Raw genomic sequence first — 20,356 nt, forward strand, 5'->3', positions numbered from 1 at the left:
TTGGCATTACTTAAATTTTTTTCTGGAAAGCAAGTTAAATGGCATTTTTATTTCTGCCGTAAACTCAAAATGAATGTAACCAGTTGAGCAGCTTAAATTTTCCCTGAAAAATCCTACACTTAAAACGACAGGCGAAAAAAAGCCCACCGAAGCGGGCTTTTCTTTAATAGATTAACAGTTATTTTGCTAGGTTGCACGCAACTTAGTTTGATTATTTATTAATCTGTTGCACGAAGCTTAGTCGGTGCTTTCATAAAGCGGAAGAAATCAGTATCTGGACTCATGACCATCACGTCTTCACCACTTTTGAAGCTTTGCTCATACGCACGTAAGCTACGAATAAACGCATAGAACTCTGGATCTTGGTTGAATGCATCCGCAAACAGTTTCGTTGCCATCGCATCACCTTCACCTCGGTAAGTCAGTGCGGTACGCTCTGCTTCTGCCAGTGTTTCAGTGACTGTTTTATCAGCAACTGCGCGGATTTTAGTCGCTTCTTCCTGACCTTGTGAACGGTGCTGACGTGCAACCGCTTCACGCTCCGCACGCATACGTGCGTAAATAGCCTCAGAAACTTCATTCGGCAGCTCAATACGTTTAATACGTACGTCAACAACTTCAATACCTAACGCCGCCATACTGTTTGCATTCACAACCAGTGGTTTCAAGTTAGTTTCTTTTTCAACACGCGCCGCAGCATCAGCTATTGCAGCATCAGCTTCTTTTGTTGCATCGTCAGTCGCAGTCCCTTTGTTCAAGGCATCACGTACATCGACAGTTAAACGACCCCGTGAATCGGTGATAATGTCTTTAACACTTAAACGACCAAATTCAGAACGTAAACGGTCACTAAATTTACGTTTTAACAGTGTTTCCGCTTGATATGGGTTACCGCCACCGGTGGCCACATAGTAGCGGCTAAAATCAGTAACACGCCATTTCAGGTAGGAGTCCACCATTAAGTCTTTGTTTTCGCTAGTCAAATAACGGTCAGCCTGAATTTCCAGTGTCTGAATACGTGCATCTAACATTTTTACCGTTTCAATAAATGGAACTTTAAAATGCAGACCCGGCTCATAGATGATCGGTTTATTTTCAGCGTCACGCAGAACCTTACCAAAACGCAATACGATACCGCGGTCCGTCTGAGGAACAATAAAGATAGATGCGTATGCAACTGCTAAGATAGCAATTACGATAACAATTAGCGATTTACGCATGATTATTGTCTCCCTACTCTAACAGCATCGCCACGAACAGCACTGTTTGGCTGTACTGGTGTTGCAGCAGAAGATGACGAATTACTGCTTGGTGTCGCCATTCTTGCTGACGGATTAACTTTTGGTGCTGAAGCTGCGCCTGAATTTGTACCGCGCATGATTTGCTCAAGCGGCAGCACTAACATGCTATTGCTCTTATCATTCGCAATAACTTTACGTGTATTCCCTAACACACGCTCCATCGTTTCGATATAAAGACGCTCACGGGTGATTTCTGGTGCAGCACGGTATTCAGGTAACATTTTCGCAAAGCTCGCTACCTCCCCCTCTGCTTTAAAGACCACACTCGCTTTGTAAGCTTCGGCTTCTTCAATCAGACGTTGTGCGTTACCTTTTGCCAGAGGAAGAACTTCGTTTCGATAAGCGTGTGCTTCACGAATGGTTTTTTGTTCTTCTTCCCTTGCAGAGATAACGTCATCAAATGCAGCTTTAACATCTTCAGGTGGACGCGCTGCTTGGAAGTTGACGTCAAGCAGTGTGATACCCATTTTGTATGGTGCAATTGTCGTTTCGAGCTCTTTTTGTGTCACATCACGAATAAAAGCACGATTCGTCGTCAGTACTTGCTCCATTGCTGATTGACCAATCACACCGCGCACAGCACTGTCTAACGCCTGACGCAGACTGTTATCTGGGTTCGTTACGCTAAATAAGTATTGAGCAGGGTCAGTCACACGGTACTGAACGTTCATTTCAACGCGGATCACGTTTTCATCTGACGTTAACATCATGCCGTTTGTCGCTTGTTCACGTACTGTTTCTACGTTAACAGGCACAACCCTATCGATAAAGGTTGGCTTCCAGTTCAGACCCGGTCCAACAACACCACTGTATTCACCAAAACGTAACACTACGCCGCGGTCACTTTCTTTGATGGTATAGAAACCAGAACCTGCCCAAACAACTACGATAGCAGCAAGGGCTAACATACCTAAACGACCGCTGATTTGTGAAGGCTGTTTATTATCACCATCACCACCGCTGCCGCCTTTGTTTCCGCCTAGCTTACTGCCTATTTTTCGAAAGAGATCGTCGAGATCATAAGCCCCACGTTTTCGACCACCTTTGTTCCCGCCAGAGTTGCCGCCTTTATTGCCGCTTCCCCACGGATCGCGGTCTTGTCCGTCATTACCGGGCTGATTCCACGCCATGTTTTAGCTCCATTCTTTATGATTGATTTTCAGGGCTAAGAGCTCCACTCACCATATCTAAAGCCGTTCCTAATATGCTGAGTTTATGTGTCTCTTAATATCAATTCCATTGCCTGACCGCGTTGTTAAACCACGTAGTCAGGTAATTGCTGCTCTTGTTTGCACAAACGTCGCCAATCCACCATTGGCATACGCACCTCAAGGCCGATTGAGCCGTCATCTTCCAACCATTCACGTTCGATTGACTGGAGTTGATAAAAGCGGCTACGTAAACGGCCCTCGTTTGGTGGTAAACGCAGTTCATAATGTGCGATTTCACCTGAAAGGCGTTCCGTCAATGCTTGTAACAGCAATGGGATACCTTCCCCTGTTTGCGCGGAAACCCAAACACGAACAGGTTTGTTATCCTCATCTCTGTCAATACGCGGGACAAAATCTTCCAGCATATCAACTTTGTTCATCACTAAAAGTGCTGGTATTTCATCCGCTTCAATTTCTTCCAACACGCTTTCAACCGCATGAATATTTTCATCCAAGCGAACATCTGCTGCATCGATAACGTGCAGCAATAACGTTGCTTCACGTGTTTCTTGCAGGGTTGCTTTAAAAGCCGCAACCAAATCATGTGGTAAGTGGCGGATAAACCCCACGGTATCGGCTAGAACGACAGCCCCCACATCTTCAACATTAATACGACGAAGCGTTGGGTCAAGTGTCGCAAATAGCTGATCTGCTGCATAAACATCTGCGGCGGTCATACGGTTAAATAAACTCGATTTACCCGCATTGGTGTAACCCACGAGAGAAATTGTCGGAATATCCGCTTTACTTCTCGCTTGACGCCCTTGTTCACGCTGTTTTTCTACTCGGCTAAGACGCGATAAAATCTGTTTGATTTTATCCCTTAATAGCCGACGGTCTGTTTCAAGCTGAGTTTCACCGGGGCCTCGTAAACCGATCCCCCCTTTTTGGCGCTCAAGGTGCGTCCATCCTCTCACTAAGCGAGTGGATAAATGCCGTAATTGTGCCAATTCAACTTGAAGTTTACCTTCGTGCGTACGCGCTCGTTGAGCAAATATATCTAAAATTACCCCTGTACGGTCAACAACCTTACATTGGCAAATCCTTTCGAGATTACGTTCTTGAGCAGGGCTTAGGGTATGATTAAACAGCACCACATCTGCGCCACTTTCTTCAACGGCTTGAGCTATCTCTTCCGCTTTACCATCCCCAACAAAAAACTTTGGGTGAGGTGCTTTACGGCTGCCTGTGACTATTTGTACGGGTTTTACCCCTGCGGACGTCACAAGTGACTCAAACTCTGCCAGATTATCAATGTCTTTTTCTTGAGAAAAAAAGACATGGACCAACACTGCTAGTTCACCACCTTCATACCTATCAAACAAGGTGCAACCTCTCAGGCTAAACAATAATTGCCAAGGAAAAACACAGGTATAGTCTCCCTACCCATGTTTTCCTTGTCTTTTAGCGTACAAACTTACTCAGTGACTTCGCCATCCTGCGATGCAGGAGCACCTGAATGGTAGTTACCATTGCCTGTGCTACCACTAGTACCACTGTGGTGAGAAACAGGGCGTGCAGGGACAACAGTAGAGATAGCGTGCTTGTAAACCATCTGGCTAACTGTGTTTTTCAATAAAATGACAAATTGGTCAAAAGATTCAATTTGCCCCTGCAATTTGATGCCATTAACGAGATAAATAGAGACCGGAACCCTTTCACGACGTAATGCGTTCAGGAACGGATCTTGCAAAGATTGCCCCTTAGCCATTCTATGTTTTCCTTATTTCGTTGTTTTTAAAAGAGAATCTTTAAGACTCCCAAAAGTAACTACTCAAAAATTGCGCTTAACGTTCTAATTGTACACAAACATCCGTCCTATGCACGTACTACCTGCATAACTGTGTCAAGCGCCTGCTGCGGTTGCTCACTATCTAACCAGTGAACATTCTCCCAGCTTCTTAACCAGGTTATCTGGCGTTTTGCCAATTGGCGTGTTGCACAGATCCCCCGATAAACCATTTCATCATGGCTAATTTCGCCGTCCAAGTAAGACCACATTTGCCGATACCCCACACAACGAATAGCGGGGAGATCAACATGTAAATCACCTCGGAGGTAAAGAGCACGGACTTCCTCTTCAAAACCGGCGTCTATCATCTGATGAAAGCGTTGTTCTATGCGTTCATGTAAAATTTTACGATCTTGTGGCGCAATAGCAAACTGAAACACATTATAAGGCAATTCTTCCCCTGCTGTTTGTGTCATTTCAGTCAAAGTTTGTCCTGAAATGAGATACACCTCTAAAGCGCGGGATAATCTTTGTGGATCATTCGGGTGGATCCTTGCCGCAGCAACAGGATCGACCTCTGCTAAACGACGGTGAATTTCACCCCACCCTTGTTCTTGTGCTATTTGTTCTATTTGCGCACGCACATTCGCATCGGCAGAAGGCAATGGTGAGAGCCCTTCCAATAATGCTTTAAAATACAACATCGTGCCGCCAACAAGTAAGGGTATTTTACCTTGCTCGGTAATCTCACTCATTACTTTTAATGCGTCACGACGAAAATCAGCAGCGGAATAGGGTAAAGATGGATCGAGAATATCAATCAAACGATGAGGGGCTTTACTGAGTTCCTCAGCAGTTGGCTTTGCTGTACCAATATCCATTCCACGGTAAATTAACGCCGAATCGACACTAATAATTTCCACAGGCAAATGCTTGCGAAGTTCTATCGCTAAAGCAGTTTTACCTGAGGCAGTCGGCCCCATTAGGAATATTGCATCTGGTTTTTTCTGAGTTACTAAATCACTCATTTGTTAGTGCCGCTACCACGGATTGTAAATTAATTAATTGTAATAATGTTGGTGGCGGGTTTTTTACCCACTGCGGGCAAATCCGCTCAACATCAGCCAACAACTGAACAGCTTGTGCTAAACTCCAACTTTCTTCTGTTTTCACCTGTGAAATCGCTTTGGCTAACCATTGTGCGATATCTTGTTGTGTGATGCTTTCTTTTGTCGATAAAAAACGAATCAGATCAGAAAAAAGTTGCGATAAATTTTGTGTTCTTAATGGTAACGATACCGTATGAATTGTTACTTTTCCATGAAATATCGTGGCTTCGATACCAAATATTGCCAATTGTTCCTTGTACCGCTGTAAAACCTCTATTTCATCGTTTTTAAGTGACAATTTTAGTGGTATTAATAGTGGCTGCGGCTTGAGGTTTTCACCCTCTGGTGACAATTGCGCTAATTTCAATAAATAATTAGCTTCCGTTAAGGATAACAGGATTAGCCCCAACGAAGACTCAATTAATGCAAAGTTTTTTGAGTAAATTGTCAATACTTTACCAAAAAGGTAGTTATCCGCACTTTTTGCCACAGATTGGGAAGAAACTTGAAACGTATCCATAGGTTGGCGTTCAGGAAAAAGTGGTTTTTTATCTTCCTCTGCAACCGGGATCGACATTAAGCGTTGGTAAAGCTCTCCCGCTTTTTTGTCATAGTTAGCACCATAATTTTTCGACGCCATATTTTCCGAATATTGCGAGGCAGATTTCGGCTCAGAACAACTTGAGTCCGCAGTGCTTACTGACTGACGACCTATAGACTGATAAGCCGTTTGCGGTTCTCGTGCCGTTTTCTCACCCTGTGACCGAGGTTCTATTCCATTATTTTTAGAAGATGACACAGAGGAAGAGAAATAGTTGTCCCCGGCTGATGTGCGATTTTCAAACTCAGTGTTCGCAGGCTCTATTCCCGGTAATTCATCTATTGATGCCGCTTCAAGCAACACAGTACGCACCGCTTGATAAATAAAATCATGTACTAATCGTGCTTGATGAAAGCGCACTTCATGTTTCGCAGGATGGACGTTCACATCCACTTGTTTTGGATCGATGGTCAAATACAGCACATAAGCAGGCTGTTGATTTTCGTCTAAATGACCTTCAAATGCTTGGCGGATCGCGTGGTTAATTAACCGATCGCGCATCATCCGCCCATTAACATAACAATACTGAGTTTCGCTCACCGGCGTATTTGATGGAGAAACGACCCAGCCTTTAATCGCAAGGTCGCTATGTTCCCAAGACAGAGCTAAAGCCCCTTGCATAAAGCCAGTGCCGCAAATGGTCCCAAGTCGTCTTTCTTGTTGAATTTCATCATAGGCAGCACGGTACTGCCTAACCAATTTTCCATTATGTGTCAAATTGATAGCAACATCAGGACGCGACAATGCAATACGGCGTACCACTTCATCAATATGTCCAAACTCGGTTTTTTCGGTGCGCATAAATTTGCGCCGAGCAGGGGTATTATAGAATAGATCCAACACTTCAACCGTGGTGCCATTGGGGTGAGCCGCAGGCTTTATCGTCACTTGCATCTCTCGCCCTTCCGCATAAGATTGCCACGCTTCAGTTTGATCTGCCGGTTTTGATGTCAACGTTAGCCGAGAAACCGAGCTAATACTCGCTAACGCTTCTCCGCGAAACCCCATACTCATAATGGCTTCAAGATCATCAAGCGTTGCAATTTTGCTGGTCGCATGGCGAGCAAGGGCAAGGATTAATTCGTCTTTACTGATCCCACAACCGTTATCACGAATACGGATCAGTTTCTCTCCACCACGCTCAATATCGATATCAATGCGAGTTGCCTTGGCATCGAGACTGTTCTCAACCAGCTCTTTTACAACAGATGCAGGTCTTTCGACCACCTCACCTGCTGCAATTTGGTTAGCCAGTTGAGGAGAGAGAATATGTATTGCCATTACTCAGCTCCTTATTTGGGTGCGGCTTGGATCGGGTTCGCAAGGAAATACTGACGCAGCCCTAAGTGAATGGCCTCAGCCACTGCCTCTTGGAATTCATTGGATTTGAGCAACTGCTCTTCCGCTGCATTGCTGATAAAACCTGTTTCGACCAGAATGGATGGAATATCTGGTGAACGCAGAACGCCAAGGCTGGCATGTTCTGGCGTTTTCTTATGGATATTACCCACCTTTCTCAGTTGCTGAATTACTTGAACAGCAACATCATACCCTACACGTTGAGAGTGGCCGAACTGTAAGTCCAATACAGCTTGGCTTAAATATGGATCTGCACCACTGAGCGCATCACCAGCTCCCCCTAATAATTCAGATTGTTTTTCGCGTTGTTCTAACCAGCTACCTAACTCACTGTTTGCACGGCGATTTGATAATACCCAAACAGACGCCCCTCGTGCGCTACTATTTGGAGCAGAGTCTGCATGGATGGAAACCAACATATTCGCCCCTTTTTTGCGCGCAACATCAGAGCGCCCACTGACCGAAATAAAGTAGTCACCATCTCGTGTCATTGCTGGTTTAAACATAGGGTCGGCTTCAAGACGCCGATAGAGTTTTTTCGCAACGCTCAATGTCACGTCTTTCTCTTTATAACCATTTTTCCCAATTGCACCGGGATCTTTACCTCCATGCCCGGCATCAATGGCGATCACTACCTGTTTGCTACCTTTTGGCATACTTTTGTATTTGATTGACGCAGGGTTTGAAACAGGCGCTGGCGCTGAACTATTCATTTTTAATGGTTTGTCCTGTGTATTATTGACCACAGGAGCAACATTATTATTAGTGCGATTAAATGAGGTTGAGTTGGTTGAGTTACCTGTTGAAATCGTAAAAACGAGTTGGTATACCCCGCCAACTTGTTTTAAAACAGCCTTGGTTTTTGCTGCGCGGGATAACTCCATCACAATACGTTTATGCTGGCTATCCACAGGTTGGCTTGAGCGCACCAACTTCACCAAATCGCCTGCTGGCACTTTTAGTGGTAAACCCAGGATGTCACCTCGTTGTTTAACATCAACAACGAGTCGCTCAGGTGAATGCAACGGAAAATAAGAATAATCAGGTTTACCATCAATAAAGCTTAATGTCACCTCAGCTTGCGATGGGCTATTATTGACTTGAATATTTGACAGTGTTGCGGCCTGCGCTTGCACAGCAAAAAGCCATGCCAATGAAAGCATAAATAGGACAAAAGCTGCCAAAAAACCCTTTTTTGATATTCTGTGCATTAATGCATTCAACATGAGCTATTAGTTCCTTAGAATTGGGGTAATGTTTCTAATAATGACTCCCCATTTGCAGACAAAGCAACAATGTGAGCCTGACGCCCTTCATTTTGATACGTGAGATGAAGCTCAAGATCCGCGTCGGGTAAAAAGCCTTTACCCTGTTGCGGCCATTCGACCAAACAGATCGAATTTTCAGAAAAATAGTCGCGAATTCCCATAAATTCAAGTTCTTCAGGATCAGCTAAGCGATAGAGATCAAAGTGAAAAACATGGCGATCGGCTAACTCATATGGCTCAACCAGTGTATAGGTTGGGCTCTTTACATGACCTTGATGGCCTAAAGCTTGTAAGAAGCCACGGCTAAAGGTGGTTTTCCCCGCACCAAGATCACCATACAGGTGGATCACTGCACCTTGGTGACATGCGCCAGCTATTGCGCGACCGAGTGCAACCGTTTGAGTTTCATCAGCCAATTGTATTGTACGTTCTTTCATAGTGTTCTTTTGTGACATTATTGATGAGCTTGTTGCTTATTTCTCGTCTAATGACGCTATCAATATACGCAAGCAAGTGTATTTCAGCGCCTTCCAATACCATTGACCATATTAACCTAAGCGCCGTTATTTTTCTTAATTAAGATTGCTGGAATGATCAGTTAAGAAATATCTTATAATAGATCTCAATACTCAAAGGCACTCTTTTCCTTCATTTTGACAAAAGTGGCTTCCATGGTAGAGTGCCAGCCGTTTTATTTTTACCGTGATAGGATCTGATGGCTGCATTACTCGATCTCGACCTTCTCGCTCAGTTGATCAAACAATGGGGCATTGAAGCAGGCTTCCAGCAAGTGGGGATCTGCGATACAGACTTGTCTGCTGAAGAGCCTAAACTGCAAGCATGGCTAGACAAGCAATACCACGGTGAGATGGAATGGATGGAACGCCACGGTATGATGCGAGCGCGCCCTCATGAGCTCCACCCCGGTACTTTACGAGTTATCAGTGTTCGCATGAATTATCTACCTGCCAAAGCCGCATTCGCTAGCACGCTAAATAACCCTGAACTCGGCTATATCAGCCGCTATGCGCTTGGTCGTGATTATCATAAGCTATTAAAAAAGCGCTTAAAAGCCCTTGCCGATCGTATCTTAGCTTATTGTCGCGAATTTGATGGTGCGACCTTAACTGATGGTATCACGATCGATCCGCTGAATTTTCGCCCATTTGTTGATTCTGCCCCCATTTTGGAGCGTCCTCTCGCCGTTAAAGCTGGTTTAGGGTGGACAGGGAAGCATTCATTAGTCTTAAACCGTGAAGCGGGATCGTGGTTTTTTCTTGGAGAACTACTTATCAACCTTCCAGTGCCTGTTGATAAACCCATTGAGGATAACTGTGGTCGTTGTGTTGCCTGCATGACCACTTGCCCAACAGGTGCCATTGTTGAACCTTATACCGTTGATGCTAGGCGTTGCATCTCTTATCTCACCATTGAGCTTGATAGCGCTATTCCTGAAGAATTTCGTCCATTAATGGGGAATCGAATTTATGGTTGCGATGACTGCCAATTGATTTGTCCGTGGAACCGTTTTTCACAGTTGACCGACGAAGACGATTTTAGCCCAAGGAAAGCACTACATACACCTGAATTACTTGAACTATTTTCGTGGAGTGAAGACACGTTTTTGAAGGTAACCGAAGGTTCTGCGATCCGCCGCATTGGCTATATTAAATGGCTAAGGAACATCAGTGTTGCGCTAGGCAATGCACCTTATCAAGACAGAATTGTACTCGCTTTACAAAATAGGTTAGGGATCAACGAAATGTTAGACGAGCATTTTCATTGGTCCATACAACAACAGCTAAATCGCCGCCTCGAAAACCAAGTCACAATTCAGACTTCACAACAAAAACGCCTTGTACGCGCCATTACTAAAGGTTTGCCTCGCGACGCCTAAAAAAAGGCCTGTCATATAACTGAAATCTATAATTGTCAAATCAATGTGAATAAAATAAAAAATCGCTTTATAGACAATGGGTAAAGAATTTGCAAGTTGTACTTAGCACATTTTCAAAAAATAAACTCAACCTCTATAAATCAATAAGTTACAAATTCATTCACAGATTATCTTTACGCGATAGTAGCGAAAAAAGATTGAGGTAAGCCTGTGGATAACTCTGTGCAATAAGTGATTGCTATTTGGCATATAAGCGCACACAAACTCTGTAAGCTGTGGATAACTTTACTATGTTGAATTGTGATGAAAAACACTGATTTTACGTTAACGAATCGAAAATAAGTTGTCAAAAAACCAGGTTAAAATGAAAATTTGCCTGAGTTAAATAAAAAACACATTTTTTGTTTATTATTTAAACATTGATCTTTAAGGCTTAGATACCTTTCGAACGCCTTATTGCTAAGGGGTGGCTATTCTATGGTGACCGGAAGTCGAATGCAAGTAAAAATCCAAAATAGATCCGAAAAAGATCGCCAAAGCCGCATAGATCCTAGCTTAACAAATAACTAGCCGATAAAATCACTAACAGAAGTCAGTTAATTAAAATAGGTAATTTTACTTGTGTTTTAGTCCAAAAATATCACTTGGATTGAAGATATGAAAAACAACTTAGAAGTGAAGGCAAAAAAAGATTGGAGCGGGAAACGAGACTCGAACTCGCGACCCCGACCTTGGCAAGGTCGTGCTCTACCAACTGAGCTATTCCCGCATTTGGTGGGTACTGCTATTTAACTAAAACACTAAGGAAGTTTGGAGCGGGAAACGAGACTCGAACTCGCGACCCCGACCTTGGCAAGGTCGTGCTCTACCAACTGAGCTATTCCCGCATCACGAAAATAGTGCTTTAGCTAAAACACCAAGAAAGTTTGGAGCGGGAAACGAGACTCGAACTCGCGACCCCGACCTTGGCAAGGTCGTGCTCTACCAACTGAGCTATTCCCGCAGACCATTTCTGGGTGTTTTCCGTGCCGACATCATTGCAAAAACTTCATCGGTACGGGGAGCGCATTATACGAAAAATTCAGAGACTAGCAAGCCCTTGCATTCAAATTTTTCATTTTTTTGTTCGTTTGCCGACAAAACAGTCACAATGGTGGTTTTATCAACAAACGTTGTAAAAATCTGATTTCAATACATTAACATTGGTAACTTACTCAACGATAATACATATATCAGCCTATTGGTCGCAGATTTATAAACTTTTTCATCTTCCCTTTTACCAACCGCGACAACAAAAATAACAACTCATCAATAACTTTTTCCATTCCCTTAGAGCACGCTCATCAAATGCAATATCAAATATCATCAATGTTCATTGTACTCATCATAATCTCCTTTTAGGATCCACTGTGAGAATAATATAATGACAAGTGTGATGTAATATGTAATACAACATCATGTTTGAACACAAAAAACCGCCTAAGGGCGGCATCTTTGTTATTTCGTTACTTCAATATAAATGTCTCTCGATAATAAGCCAGTTCAGCGACTGACTCACGAATATCATCAAGGGCTTGGTGAGTATTTTTCTTAGTAAATCCCGCTAAAATTTCTGGTTTCCAGCGGCGAGCCAACTCTTTTAAGGTGCTGACGTCTAAGTAACGATAATGGAAATAGCTTTCTAGTTCAGGCATATAGTTAAATAAAAAACGTCTATCTTGCCCAACGCTATTACCACAAATTGGCGATGCGCCTTTCGGCACCCATTGTTCTAAAAACTCGAGGGTTGCTAATTCCGCTTCGCGCTCACTCACTGTGCTTTTACGCACACGCTCAACTAAACCGCTTCCTGTGTGGGTATTCACATTCCACTCATCCATCAAAGCCAATTGTTCATCCGTCTGATGTACTGCAATCACTGGGCCTTCTGCTAAAATATTAAGATCGCTATCTGTTACAATGGTTGCAATTTCAATAATGCGATCACGAACGGGATCGAGACCAGTCATTTCTAAATCGATCCAAATTAAATTATTCTCATTCTTTTGCATGATATACCCTAACTGCATTCTGTGAAGTTAAGGTATGATAGCACTCTTCACGCCGCAATGCGTGAGTGATATTCCAACCACAGCCAATAGCGAAGAGAGGACAGGTGGCTAAACAGAAACTTTCGAAAGGCCAACAGCGCCGAGTTCAACAAAATCATCAAAAAAGACTAAAAAAACAAAAGACAGTCGAAATCGATGATAGTCAATTAGGTGAAGCACAAGAAGGCTTGGTGATTAGCCGCTTTGGGCAACACGCTGATATTGAAGCGAACGACGGCACTATTCAACGCTGTAATTTGCGTAGAACTATTGCGTCCCTCGTAACAGGGGATAAAGTTGTGTGGCGCCCTGCCTTAAATACCCAAACTGATATCAAAGTTAATGGTGTTGTCGAAGCGGTTCATGAACGTCACTCTGTACTCACACGCCCCGATTATTACGACGGTTTAAAGCCAATTGCCGCCAATATCGACCAAATTGTCGTGGTTTCTGCAATTTTACCGGAGCTTTCCCTTAATATTATCGATCGCTACCTTGTCGCTTGTGAGACGATTGGCATTCAACCGATTATCGTCCTGAACAAAGTTGACCTACTTGATGAAGAAAATCGTGAGTGGGTGAGCGATTTAATGACTATTTATAGTGAAATTGGCTACCAAGTATTAGAAGTATCCAGCCATACCAATGAAGGTATGGAAGCACTTACTAATGCGCTAGCTGGTAAAGTTTCGGTGTTTGTGGGGCAATCTGGTGTAGGAAAGTCCAGTTTGCTTAATACATTGCTTCCACATAATGAAGAAGCCATTTTAGTTAACGAAGTTTCAGATAACTCAGGTCTGGGTCAACATACTACGACCACAGCCCGCTTATACCACTTTCCACTCGGTGGTGATGTGATTGACTCTCCGGGGGTTCGCGAATTTGGTTTGTGGCATTTAACCACGGAACAAGTGACGAAAGGATTTGTCGAATTTAAAGATTACCTTGGCGGTTGTAAATTCCGTGACTGCAAACATTTAGACGATCCCGGTTGCCTGTTACGTGAGGCCGTAGAAACAAACAAAATCGCAGAATCACGATTTGAAAATTACCATCGCATCTTAGAGAGCATGGAACAAGTGAAACCACGTGGCAATTTCACTGGGAAAGAGAAATAAGGTTAGTGAGTGCTTACAATTTAATTACTCAATTCTTTGCTTTAATTTACGCTAACTTGCGCTAAATAGTTCAAGCTGTCGCTGGGTATACACCAACAATGTGGCAGTTTGAAATATGCAAAGTAAACTGTGTACAATAGCGGCCTTTTCGCTAACATACCTTTAAAAATCAGAGGTTAACGTGCTAGACAAAATTAAAATTCGCTTGCAATATATGCTTCCAAAACAATGCCTTACTGAGTTTGCTGGCTGGTTTGCAAGTCGAAATGCTGGGTTTATGACGCAATGGGCAATTAAGCTGTTTGCTAAAGCCTATAAAGTGAATATGAATGAAGCGCAAAAAAGTGAGCTCACCGCGTACGCAACCTTTAATGACTTCTTTATTCGCCCGCTAAAAGAAGATGCACGCCCCATTGTTGAAAAAGACAACCAACTGGCACAGCCAGCTGATGGTGCTGTGAGCCAATTAGGCCCTATCAATGATGAGCAAATTTTCCAAGCGAAAGGTCATAGCTACACCGTTGAAGCCTTACTGGCGGGTCAATATCAGTTAGCAGAGCGTTTTCGCGGCGGCGAATTTATTACGACTTACCTCTCGCCGAGTGACTATCACCGCGTCCACATGCCGTGTGACGGTTTACTCAAAGAGATGATTTATGTTCCAGGCGATCTGTTTTCTGTTAACCCATTAACGGCACAAAATGTTCCAAACCTGTTTGCACGTAATGAGCGCTTGATTTGTGTCTTTGATACCCCTGTCGGCCTAATGGTACAGATTTTAGTGGGGGCAACCATTGTTGGCAGTATCGAAACGGTGTGGAGTGGCTGTGTCAATCCCCGCCGCGAAGGCATTATTAAACGTTGGGTTTACCCTGAAATAGATTCTGAAGGCGCAGTTTTCCTGAAAAAAGGTGAAGAAATGGGTCTGTTTAAGTTAGGTTCTACTGTGATCAACTTGTTTGAACCGAACAAAGTGACCTTTAATTCCTCACTGATCCCAGGTTATGCAACACGTATGGGTGAGCTACTCGCCGAAACGGTTTCAGTTGACAATCTCAACGGATCTGCCGAAGTTTAATTTACGCTTATATTCCTTGAAGGAGCTCCTCACTGTGCGTTTGATTATCAGTTTTGTACTTAGCTTGTTAATCGCTTTTTCTTCCGTTGCGGCGCCCACAGCATTGCAGGATGAAGCACAGATTAAGCAGGAGCTCAAACAACTTGAATCAAGTACTAACCCAAAAGATGCGGAAATAGCTCAAGCGTTACAAGGGGCGCTCAATTGGATGAGCGAAACCCGTGACTCCGATGCTAAAGCCAAGTCTTACCAAGAAGCTATTGATAATTTTCCCAAAATTATCAAAGAAATACGCCAAAAATTACTTAATGAAAGTGATGAGCCAGCCCCGATCCCCGTAGGGATTAGTTTAGGTGAGCTTGAGCAACGTATTATCCAACTTAGTAGTCAATTACTGGATCAAAGCCGTTTAACACAGCAAGAGCAAGATAAAGGTCGTGAAATCAGTGAGTCATTGAGTATTTTGCCCCAGCAATTGTCTGAAGCAAGACGTTTACTCACGGAAGCAAGCTCTCGCTTCCAGTCACTCAGCGCACCGGCTACGCCTTTAGCTGATGCCCAGTATACCTTAGCTCAAGCCGAAGTAAGTGCTCGCAAATCCACGGTCAATGAACTGGAAATGGCGCAGCTTTCCGCCAATAATCGCCAAGAAATTTCACGTCTGACGCTGGAGCTGTATAAAAAACGTTACCAACGCATGGAGCTTGAGCTGCAAAACCTGCGTGATTTCCAAAATACTCAGCGCCAGCAAAAAGCGATTTTGGCGCTTGAACACACCGAAATGTTGGCAGCCCAAGGGGAGTTGACGCCTTTTTTAAAAGAAGAATTAGATATTAACCGCAAAATGTCTCAGGAGTTGACTCAGCAAGCTCAACGTATGAGTGCGATTAATGCCAGCCAAACCGAGATTTCCACCAGCATTCGTGATGCACGCCAAGCGCTGACGACAATCCGTGAACAAGCGCAGTGGATCAGTAGCTCAAGCACTCTTGGGGAAGCGCTAAGAACACAATTATCACGCTTACCTGAGATCCCTAAAAGCCAGCAACTTGACCGCGAAATGGCGGATCTGCGTGTACAACGCTTAAACTATGAAGACGCTCTTGATAGATTAGGCAAAATTAATACGGCGGAGCAAGAGGCGGAACACGCACTCAACCCTGCTCAAATCCAAGTGTATCAGTCACTGATCAAAACGCGTCGGGAACTCCTGACTTCACTGATTTCTGGTCTTGATGCCGAAATGTTGGAGCTAACAAAGCTCAATGTCGCAACAGGGCAATTAACTGATGCCCTCAAAGAAGTGAAAGATGCCTCAAACCGCTATCTGTTCTGGGTGGCTGATGTGCCCCCTATTAGTATTAATTACCCTGTTTCACTGGTTACTGATATTACACAGTTGCTCTCACTGGATACGCTCTCCCAAGTCGCAGGCGCATTGAAAGTGATGCTCACCACCCAAGACACCTTTTTGTATCTCTTGGGTTCCATCGTCTTAGTGATCTTCAGTGTGAGTACTCGTAAGCACTACCAAGCCTTCCTTGATCGCTCCAGCTTGCGTATTGGTAAAGTCACGCAAGACCGTTTCTATTTGACCATTCGGACAATTTTCTGGTCAATTATCGTCGCCCTACCATTACCGATGATGTGGTCAGCAATTGGCTATGGGTTGCAAAGTGCATGGCAATATCCTATGGCGGCGGCAATTGGCTATGGCGTCAGCGCTACCACACCACTGCTGTGGCTATTTATGATCAGTGAAACGTTCTCTCGCCCAACAGGCTTATTTATTGCCCATTTTGGCTGGGATAAAGACGCTGTAAAACGGGCGATGCGTTATTACCGTATGGCGATATTTGTTATCGTCCCATTGGTGATGGCAATTATTACCTTCGAACACTACAGTGACCGTGAGTTTGCTGCTAGCGTAGGGCGTTTATGCTTTATTTTCCTCTGTGTGGCTTTAAGCTTAATCACCAACAATTTGCGCCGTTCTCAAATCCCTCTCTATCTGGATAGACACAGTTCGGGGGATAATGTTGTCAATAAAGGCCTATGGTGGATGATATTGCTTGCCCCAATTGTCGCCGCGTTTTTCTCAATTTTGGGCTATTTTTCTACCTCCCAAGCGCTGCTAGCTCGTTTAGAAACATCCGTCGCGATTTGGTTTGTGATTTTAATTGTCTATCACACCATTCGCCGTTGGATGTCAATGCAACGGCGTAAACTGGCATTTGAACGAGCAAAACAGCGCCGGGCTGAAATACTCGCACAACGTGCAAAAGGTGAAGACGATAACTCGCACGCGAGTGGCAGTAATGAAGGAAATATTGATATTGAAGAACAGGTTATCGACCTCGACACCATCAGTACCCAGTCTGTTGGCTTAGTTCGCTCGATTTTGACCATGATAGCCTTGGTTTCCCTAATTTGGCTATGGTCTGAATTACATACTGCGTTTTCTTTCTTGGAAAACATTCGGTTATGGGACGTGACGTCTACTGTCAATGGCGTAGATACCGTACAGCCTATTACGATGGGCTCCATTTTTATCGCTATCCTAACCATTATTATCACTGCACAGTTGGTTCGAAACCTGCCTGCACTCCTTGAATTAGCCGTATTGCAGCATTTGGATTTAACACCTGGCACAGGTTACGCCATCAGTACACTGACGAAATACACCATTACAATCATTGGTACCATTGTTGGCTTCTCCATGCTGGGTATTGAGTGGTCGAAACTGCAATGGTTAGTCGCTGCAATGGGGGTCGGGCTTGGCTTCGGTTTACAAGAGATCTTCGCCAATATTATTTCTGGTTTGATGATCTTGTTTGAAAAACCCATCCGTATCGGCGATACGGTGACGATCCGCAATTTAACGGGGAGCATCACCAAGATCAACACCCGAGCCACGACCTTAACAGACTGGGACAGAAAAGAAATTATTGTGCCAAATAAGGCTTTTATTACTGAACAGTTTATTAACTGGTCACTTTCTGACACCATCACTCGTATCGTAATGACGATCCCTGCGCCATCTGATGCGAACAGTGAGCTTGTCACCAATACCATTTTACGTGCGGCAAAACGCTCTACGATGATCTTAGACAACCCGGCACCTGAAGTTTATCTGGTTGATTTGCAACAAGGTATCCAAATATTTGAATTGCGGGTGTATGCCGCAGAAATGGGTCATCGCTTGCCGGCCCGCCATGAAATACACCAAAATATTTTAGCGTCCTTTGCAGAACAAGGCATTACTCTGCCATTCCCACCATTCCAAGCAAGGGTGGATGTACGCGATAACTCACTGCAAAGTGCAACCAACAACCTTTCTTCTGCACGTAACCCTCCACGTAAGTCTGGCGAGCTGTAGGTCATATTATGGGGCAAGGTTTTAATGATAAAGACGAAAGCCTTATATTAAGGATCACCCAACTCGAACGAGTTGGGTCGATTTTGTTCTTTTTAATTCCATTAATTATCTTATTAATTGTTGGGAAAGCATTTGCCTTCAATATACTCTATCTGTGGCAAATTTATTGTCTGGTTTATATTGGTGTATTTAGAGTGATTGTCGCTAAACTTTCATCAAAATCATTACAATTAGAGATCAGGCGTGGATGGGGATATAACCGCTTTTATCGGTTGAGCTGGTGCTACCTTGTACTGTCCATTATCATAATGGCGGGAGCTCAGTTTCTCTCCCGCTAATCAGTGAACATTAATTCGCCTTATACCCATAAGACTTAATATAACCTTCCGCCAGCTTTTGTGCTTGCGCCAGTTCCGTTGAACTTAATTGAGCTGCAATTTTCTCTTGTAGGCGATGGCTTTCAGCATTACCACTGTACACAGCCGTTGATAGCCATGCATAGGCTTGTGGTAAGTTTTTCTTCACACCCCGCCCTTCAGAATACATTACACCAAGGCGATCTTGGGATTTAGCATCTTGTTGTTTAGCCGCTTTACGGAACCAAAAAACGGCCTTTTCATCATCCAAATCAACACCACTGCCGATTGAATACATTTGACCAATATGAAATTGCGCAATCACGTTGCCGCCTTGCGCCGCTTTTCTATACCAAAAAGCGGCTTTTTCTACATTCTGAGGAACACCAAGCCCCTGCGCGTACATCATTGCCATATTGGTTTCAGCGCGGGTATCGCCATTGTCGGCTGCTTTTTCATACCACAGCATAGCCTTGTCATAGTCGCGGCGAACCCCAAACCCATTGACAAACATGGTTCCTAAACGAAACTGAGCATCAGAGTTACCTTGATTACCTGCCTTAATAAACCATTCCGCCGCAATTTTTGAATCTTGGGATACACCTTGGCCTTTAAAATAGCGCTCACCCAGTTGAAATTGAGCATTTGGGTCACCTTTTTGCGCTAACTGTGTTATTTGTTCAAGGGTAGGCTGCTGTGTTGATGATGCGGTGGTCGGCGTAACAACCGGTTTAGCGGTTAAAATAGAACTAAAACAAACAGAACCTAACAACAGTGCTAACGCAATTTTTTTCATCCTAAGGAACCCTCAACAGTGCAATCTGCTAACTGTGAATACAGCGCTATCCATTAATATCGACCCAAATACTTATCACCCTAGTTTAAATTCAGTTTTGTCAGGAAAAAATAGGAAAAGTGACCTAATTTCCATAAAAAGCACATTTCGTTGCATTACACGTTAGTCACCCACATTTACGAGCCTGAGATAAAAAAGCCAGACAAACATTGGGTTTATCTAGCTTATTTATTTTATAAAAACGATTGTTACTGATTGAGGTATCGATGCCTTAAATAACGAGCAACAGCGTCATCTGCATTTGAACCAATGACCTCCATTTGAGGTAAAGCATCTTTGAGCAACTGGTGAGCATTTTGCATAATGCAACCTTTTCCAGCCACGGTCAGCATCTCTTTGTCATTCATACCATCGCCAAAAGCAATACTGTCATTAGCCATAAAACCATGTAGCGCGGCAACTTGTTTAAGGGCTTCTCCCTTAGAAACAGATCCCGCCATCACTTCCAAACAGCTACGTAAGGAAAAAGTGACATTAACGCGATCTTGCCAACGGTTTTGAATACGTTGCTGTAAATCCACCAGCAGGTCGTGATCTTCGCTAGTGAAATAGACTTTGCAAACTTCAGATGTAGGAAAATCATGGCGATCGAATAATTGATAATTAAACACCGACTCTTTGAAGAACTCTTTTTGCTCTGGGCTTTCACGGTTAATAAACCAGTCATCGCCATGATAATAGTTGGTAATCAGCTCCGGATTATCAAACTCCATCAAGCAAAGTTCATGGGCAATCTCAGCATCCACATTATGCTCAAAAATTAAATCCCCTTGCGTGTTATGGATCCTAGCCCCATTAGAGGTGATCATATAGGCGTCAATGCCTAACCCATCACGGATTTGTGCAACATCCACATGATGGCGACCCGTAGCAAACACAAAACGGACATCCTGTGTTGCAACGAGCTGTTTCAATGTGTCTTTAGTATAAGACGTTAAATCATGGTTGGGCGATAACAGTGTCCCATCCAAATCGGAAGCCACTAACGGATATTTCATATT

16 protein-coding genes and 3 tRNA genes are annotated in these 20,356 nt (G+C 43.7%); 5 read left to right on the top strand and 14 right to left on the bottom strand.

Annotated features, from left to right (window positions below; translation table 11 throughout):
- Positions 1 to 218 precede the first annotated feature (218 nt).
- From hflC to tsaE, 8 genes are all read right to left on the bottom strand, one after another.
- Positions 219 to 1,220 (bottom strand): protease modulator HflC, encoded by a 1,002-nt coding sequence (gene hflC, locus AB6N04_RS14875; protein WP_369309055.1) that lies wholly within the window; start codon positions 1,218 to 1,220, stop codon positions 219 to 221.
- A gap of 2 nt (positions 1,221 to 1,222) precedes the next feature.
- Positions 1,223 to 2,431: an FtsH protease activity modulator HflK gene (gene hflK / locus AB6N04_RS14880; RefSeq protein ID WP_369309056.1), complete on the bottom strand. Its 1,209-nt coding sequence runs from the start codon at positions 2,429 to 2,431 to the stop codon at positions 1,223 to 1,225.
- 125 nt (positions 2,432 to 2,556) lie between these two features.
- Complete coding sequence (hflX, locus tag AB6N04_RS14885) at positions 2,557 to 3,837, bottom strand: ribosome rescue GTPase HflX (RefSeq protein WP_369309057.1); 1,281 nt, start codon at positions 3,835 to 3,837, stop codon at positions 2,557 to 2,559.
- A gap of 92 nt (positions 3,838 to 3,929) precedes the next feature.
- Positions 3,930 to 4,223 carry an RNA chaperone Hfq gene (gene hfq, locus AB6N04_RS14890; protein ID WP_369309058.1) on the bottom strand — a complete coding sequence of 98 codons (294 nt, stop codon included), beginning with the start codon at positions 4,221 to 4,223 and terminating at the stop codon, positions 3,930 to 3,932.
- A gap of 107 nt (positions 4,224 to 4,330) precedes the next feature.
- The gene (gene miaA / locus AB6N04_RS14895; protein ID WP_369309059.1) at positions 4,331 to 5,272 is read right to left on the bottom strand and encodes a tRNA (adenosine(37)-N6)-dimethylallyltransferase MiaA; all 942 of its coding nucleotides are present in this window, start codon (positions 5,270 to 5,272) and stop codon (positions 4,331 to 4,333) included.
- Positions 5,265 to 7,235, bottom strand: coding sequence for a DNA mismatch repair endonuclease MutL (mutL, locus tag AB6N04_RS14900; protein ID WP_369309060.1), 1,971 nt, complete (start codon positions 7,233 to 7,235; stop codon positions 5,265 to 5,267). Before mutL ends, miaA begins: the two co-directional genes overlap by 8 nt.
- An 11-nt stretch (positions 7,236 to 7,246) precedes the next feature.
- Positions 7,247 to 8,539 carry an N-acetylmuramoyl-L-alanine amidase AmiB gene (amiB, locus tag AB6N04_RS14905; RefSeq protein WP_369309061.1) on the bottom strand — a complete coding sequence of 431 codons (1,293 nt, stop codon included), beginning with the start codon at positions 8,537 to 8,539 and terminating at the stop codon, positions 7,247 to 7,249.
- Between the two features lie 14 nt (positions 8,540 to 8,553).
- Positions 8,554 to 9,018 (bottom strand): tRNA (adenosine(37)-N6)-threonylcarbamoyltransferase complex ATPase subunit type 1 TsaE, encoded by a 465-nt coding sequence (gene tsaE / locus AB6N04_RS14910; RefSeq protein ID WP_369309062.1) that lies wholly within the window; start codon positions 9,016 to 9,018, stop codon positions 8,554 to 8,556.
- A 278-nt stretch (positions 9,019 to 9,296) separates the two neighbouring features.
- Between tsaE and queG the strand changes: the two genes are divergently transcribed.
- On the top strand, positions 9,297 to 10,478 hold the full coding sequence (queG, locus tag AB6N04_RS14915; protein ID WP_369309063.1) for a tRNA epoxyqueuosine(34) reductase QueG: 1,182 nt from the start codon (positions 9,297 to 9,299) through the stop codon (positions 10,476 to 10,478).
- A 693-nt stretch (positions 10,479 to 11,171) separates the two neighbouring features.
- Here the strand turns inward: queG and AB6N04_RS14920 are convergent.
- The 4 genes from AB6N04_RS14920 to orn form a co-directional block, all read right to left on the bottom strand.
- Positions 11,172 to 11,247: transfer RNA gene (locus tag AB6N04_RS14920), tRNA-Gly, on the bottom strand.
- A gap of 42 nt (positions 11,248 to 11,289) precedes the next feature.
- Positions 11,290 to 11,365: transfer RNA gene (locus tag AB6N04_RS14925), tRNA-Gly, on the bottom strand.
- A gap of 40 nt (positions 11,366 to 11,405) precedes the next feature.
- Positions 11,406 to 11,481 (bottom strand) — tRNA-Gly (locus tag AB6N04_RS14930).
- Between the two features lie 502 nt (positions 11,482 to 11,983).
- Positions 11,984 to 12,529, bottom strand: coding sequence for an oligoribonuclease (gene orn, locus AB6N04_RS14935; protein ID WP_369309064.1), 546 nt, complete (start codon positions 12,527 to 12,529; stop codon positions 11,984 to 11,986).
- A 104-nt stretch (positions 12,530 to 12,633) separates the two neighbouring features.
- On the opposite strand from orn, the gene rsgA reads away from it, so the two are divergent.
- The 4 genes from rsgA to AB6N04_RS14955 all read left to right on the top strand — a co-directional run bounded on the left by rsgA (position 12,634) and on the right by AB6N04_RS14955 (position 18,481).
- Positions 12,634 to 13,686, top strand: coding sequence for a small ribosomal subunit biogenesis GTPase RsgA (rsgA, locus tag AB6N04_RS14940; RefSeq protein WP_369309065.1), 1,053 nt, complete (start codon positions 12,634 to 12,636; stop codon positions 13,684 to 13,686).
- Positions 13,687 to 13,867: 181 nt separating this feature from the next.
- Entirely contained in the window at positions 13,868 to 14,764 is an 897-nt protein-coding gene (asd, locus tag AB6N04_RS14945; protein ID WP_369309066.1) for an archaetidylserine decarboxylase, read from the top strand.
- 34 nt (positions 14,765 to 14,798) lie between these two features.
- Positions 14,799 to 18,143 carry a miniconductance mechanosensitive channel MscM gene (gene mscM / locus AB6N04_RS14950; RefSeq protein WP_369309067.1) on the top strand — a complete coding sequence of 1,115 codons (3,345 nt, stop codon included), beginning with the start codon at positions 14,799 to 14,801 and terminating at the stop codon, positions 18,141 to 18,143.
- A gap of 8 nt (positions 18,144 to 18,151) precedes the next feature.
- Positions 18,152 to 18,481, top strand: a complete 330-nt coding sequence (locus tag AB6N04_RS14955) for a hypothetical protein (protein ID WP_369309068.1) — start codon at positions 18,152 to 18,154, stop codon at positions 18,479 to 18,481.
- A 10-nt stretch (positions 18,482 to 18,491) separates the two neighbouring features.
- Here the strand turns inward: AB6N04_RS14955 and AB6N04_RS14960 are convergent, their stop codons facing one another.
- Complete coding sequence (locus tag AB6N04_RS14960) at positions 18,492 to 19,295, bottom strand: tetratricopeptide repeat protein (protein WP_369309069.1); 804 nt, start codon at positions 19,293 to 19,295, stop codon at positions 18,492 to 18,494.
- Positions 19,296 to 19,543: 248 nt separating this feature from the next.
- Positions 19,544 to 20,353, bottom strand: a complete 810-nt coding sequence (yigL, locus tag AB6N04_RS14965) for a sugar/pyridoxal phosphate phosphatase YigL (RefSeq protein ID WP_369309070.1) — start codon at positions 20,351 to 20,353, stop codon at positions 19,544 to 19,546.
- Positions 20,354 to 20,356: the final 3 nt, after the last annotated feature.

Source organism: Providencia rettgeri (assembly GCF_041075285.1).
GTDB classification, from domain to species: domain Bacteria; phylum Pseudomonadota; class Gammaproteobacteria; order Enterobacterales; family Enterobacteriaceae; genus Providencia; species Providencia rettgeri_G.

Excerpts from the sequence above, each read along its gene's own strand:
- hfq (WP_369309058.1), bottom strand. The coding sequence starts at position 4,223 with ATGGCTAAGGGGCAATCTTTGCAAGATCCGTTCCTGAACGCATTACGT.
- queG (WP_369309063.1), top strand. The coding sequence starts at position 9,297 with ATGGCTGCATTACTCGATCTCGACCTTCTCGCTCAGTTGATCAAACAA.
- yigL (WP_369309070.1), bottom strand. The coding sequence starts at position 20,353 with ATGAAATATCCGTTAGTGGCTTCCGATTTGGATGGGACACTGTTATCG.
- mutL (WP_369309060.1), bottom strand. The coding sequence starts at position 7,235 with ATGGCAATACATATTCTCTCTCCTCAACTGGCTAACCAAATTGCAGCA.
- orn (WP_369309064.1), bottom strand. The coding sequence starts at position 12,529 with ATGCAAAAGAATGAGAATAATTTAATTTGGATCGATTTAGAAATGACT.
- tsaE (WP_369309062.1), bottom strand. The coding sequence starts at position 9,018 with ATGAAAGAACGTACAATACAATTGGCTGATGAAACTCAAACGGTTGCA.
- AB6N04_RS14955 (WP_369309068.1), top strand. The coding sequence starts at position 18,152 with ATGGGGCAAGGTTTTAATGATAAAGACGAAAGCCTTATATTAAGGATC.
- amiB (WP_369309061.1), bottom strand. The coding sequence starts at position 8,539 with ATGTTGAATGCATTAATGCACAGAATATCAAAAAAGGGTTTTTTGGCA.
- hflC (WP_369309055.1), bottom strand. The coding sequence starts at position 1,220 with ATGCGTAAATCGCTAATTGTTATCGTAATTGCTATCTTAGCAGTTGCA.
- hflK (WP_369309056.1), bottom strand. The coding sequence starts at position 2,431 with ATGGCGTGGAATCAGCCCGGTAATGACGGACAAGACCGCGATCCGTGG.
- AB6N04_RS14960 (WP_369309069.1), bottom strand. The coding sequence starts at position 19,295 with ATGAAAAAAATTGCGTTAGCACTGTTGTTAGGTTCTGTTTGTTTTAGT.
- miaA (WP_369309059.1), bottom strand. The coding sequence starts at position 5,272 with ATGAGTGATTTAGTAACTCAGAAAAAACCAGATGCAATATTCCTAATG.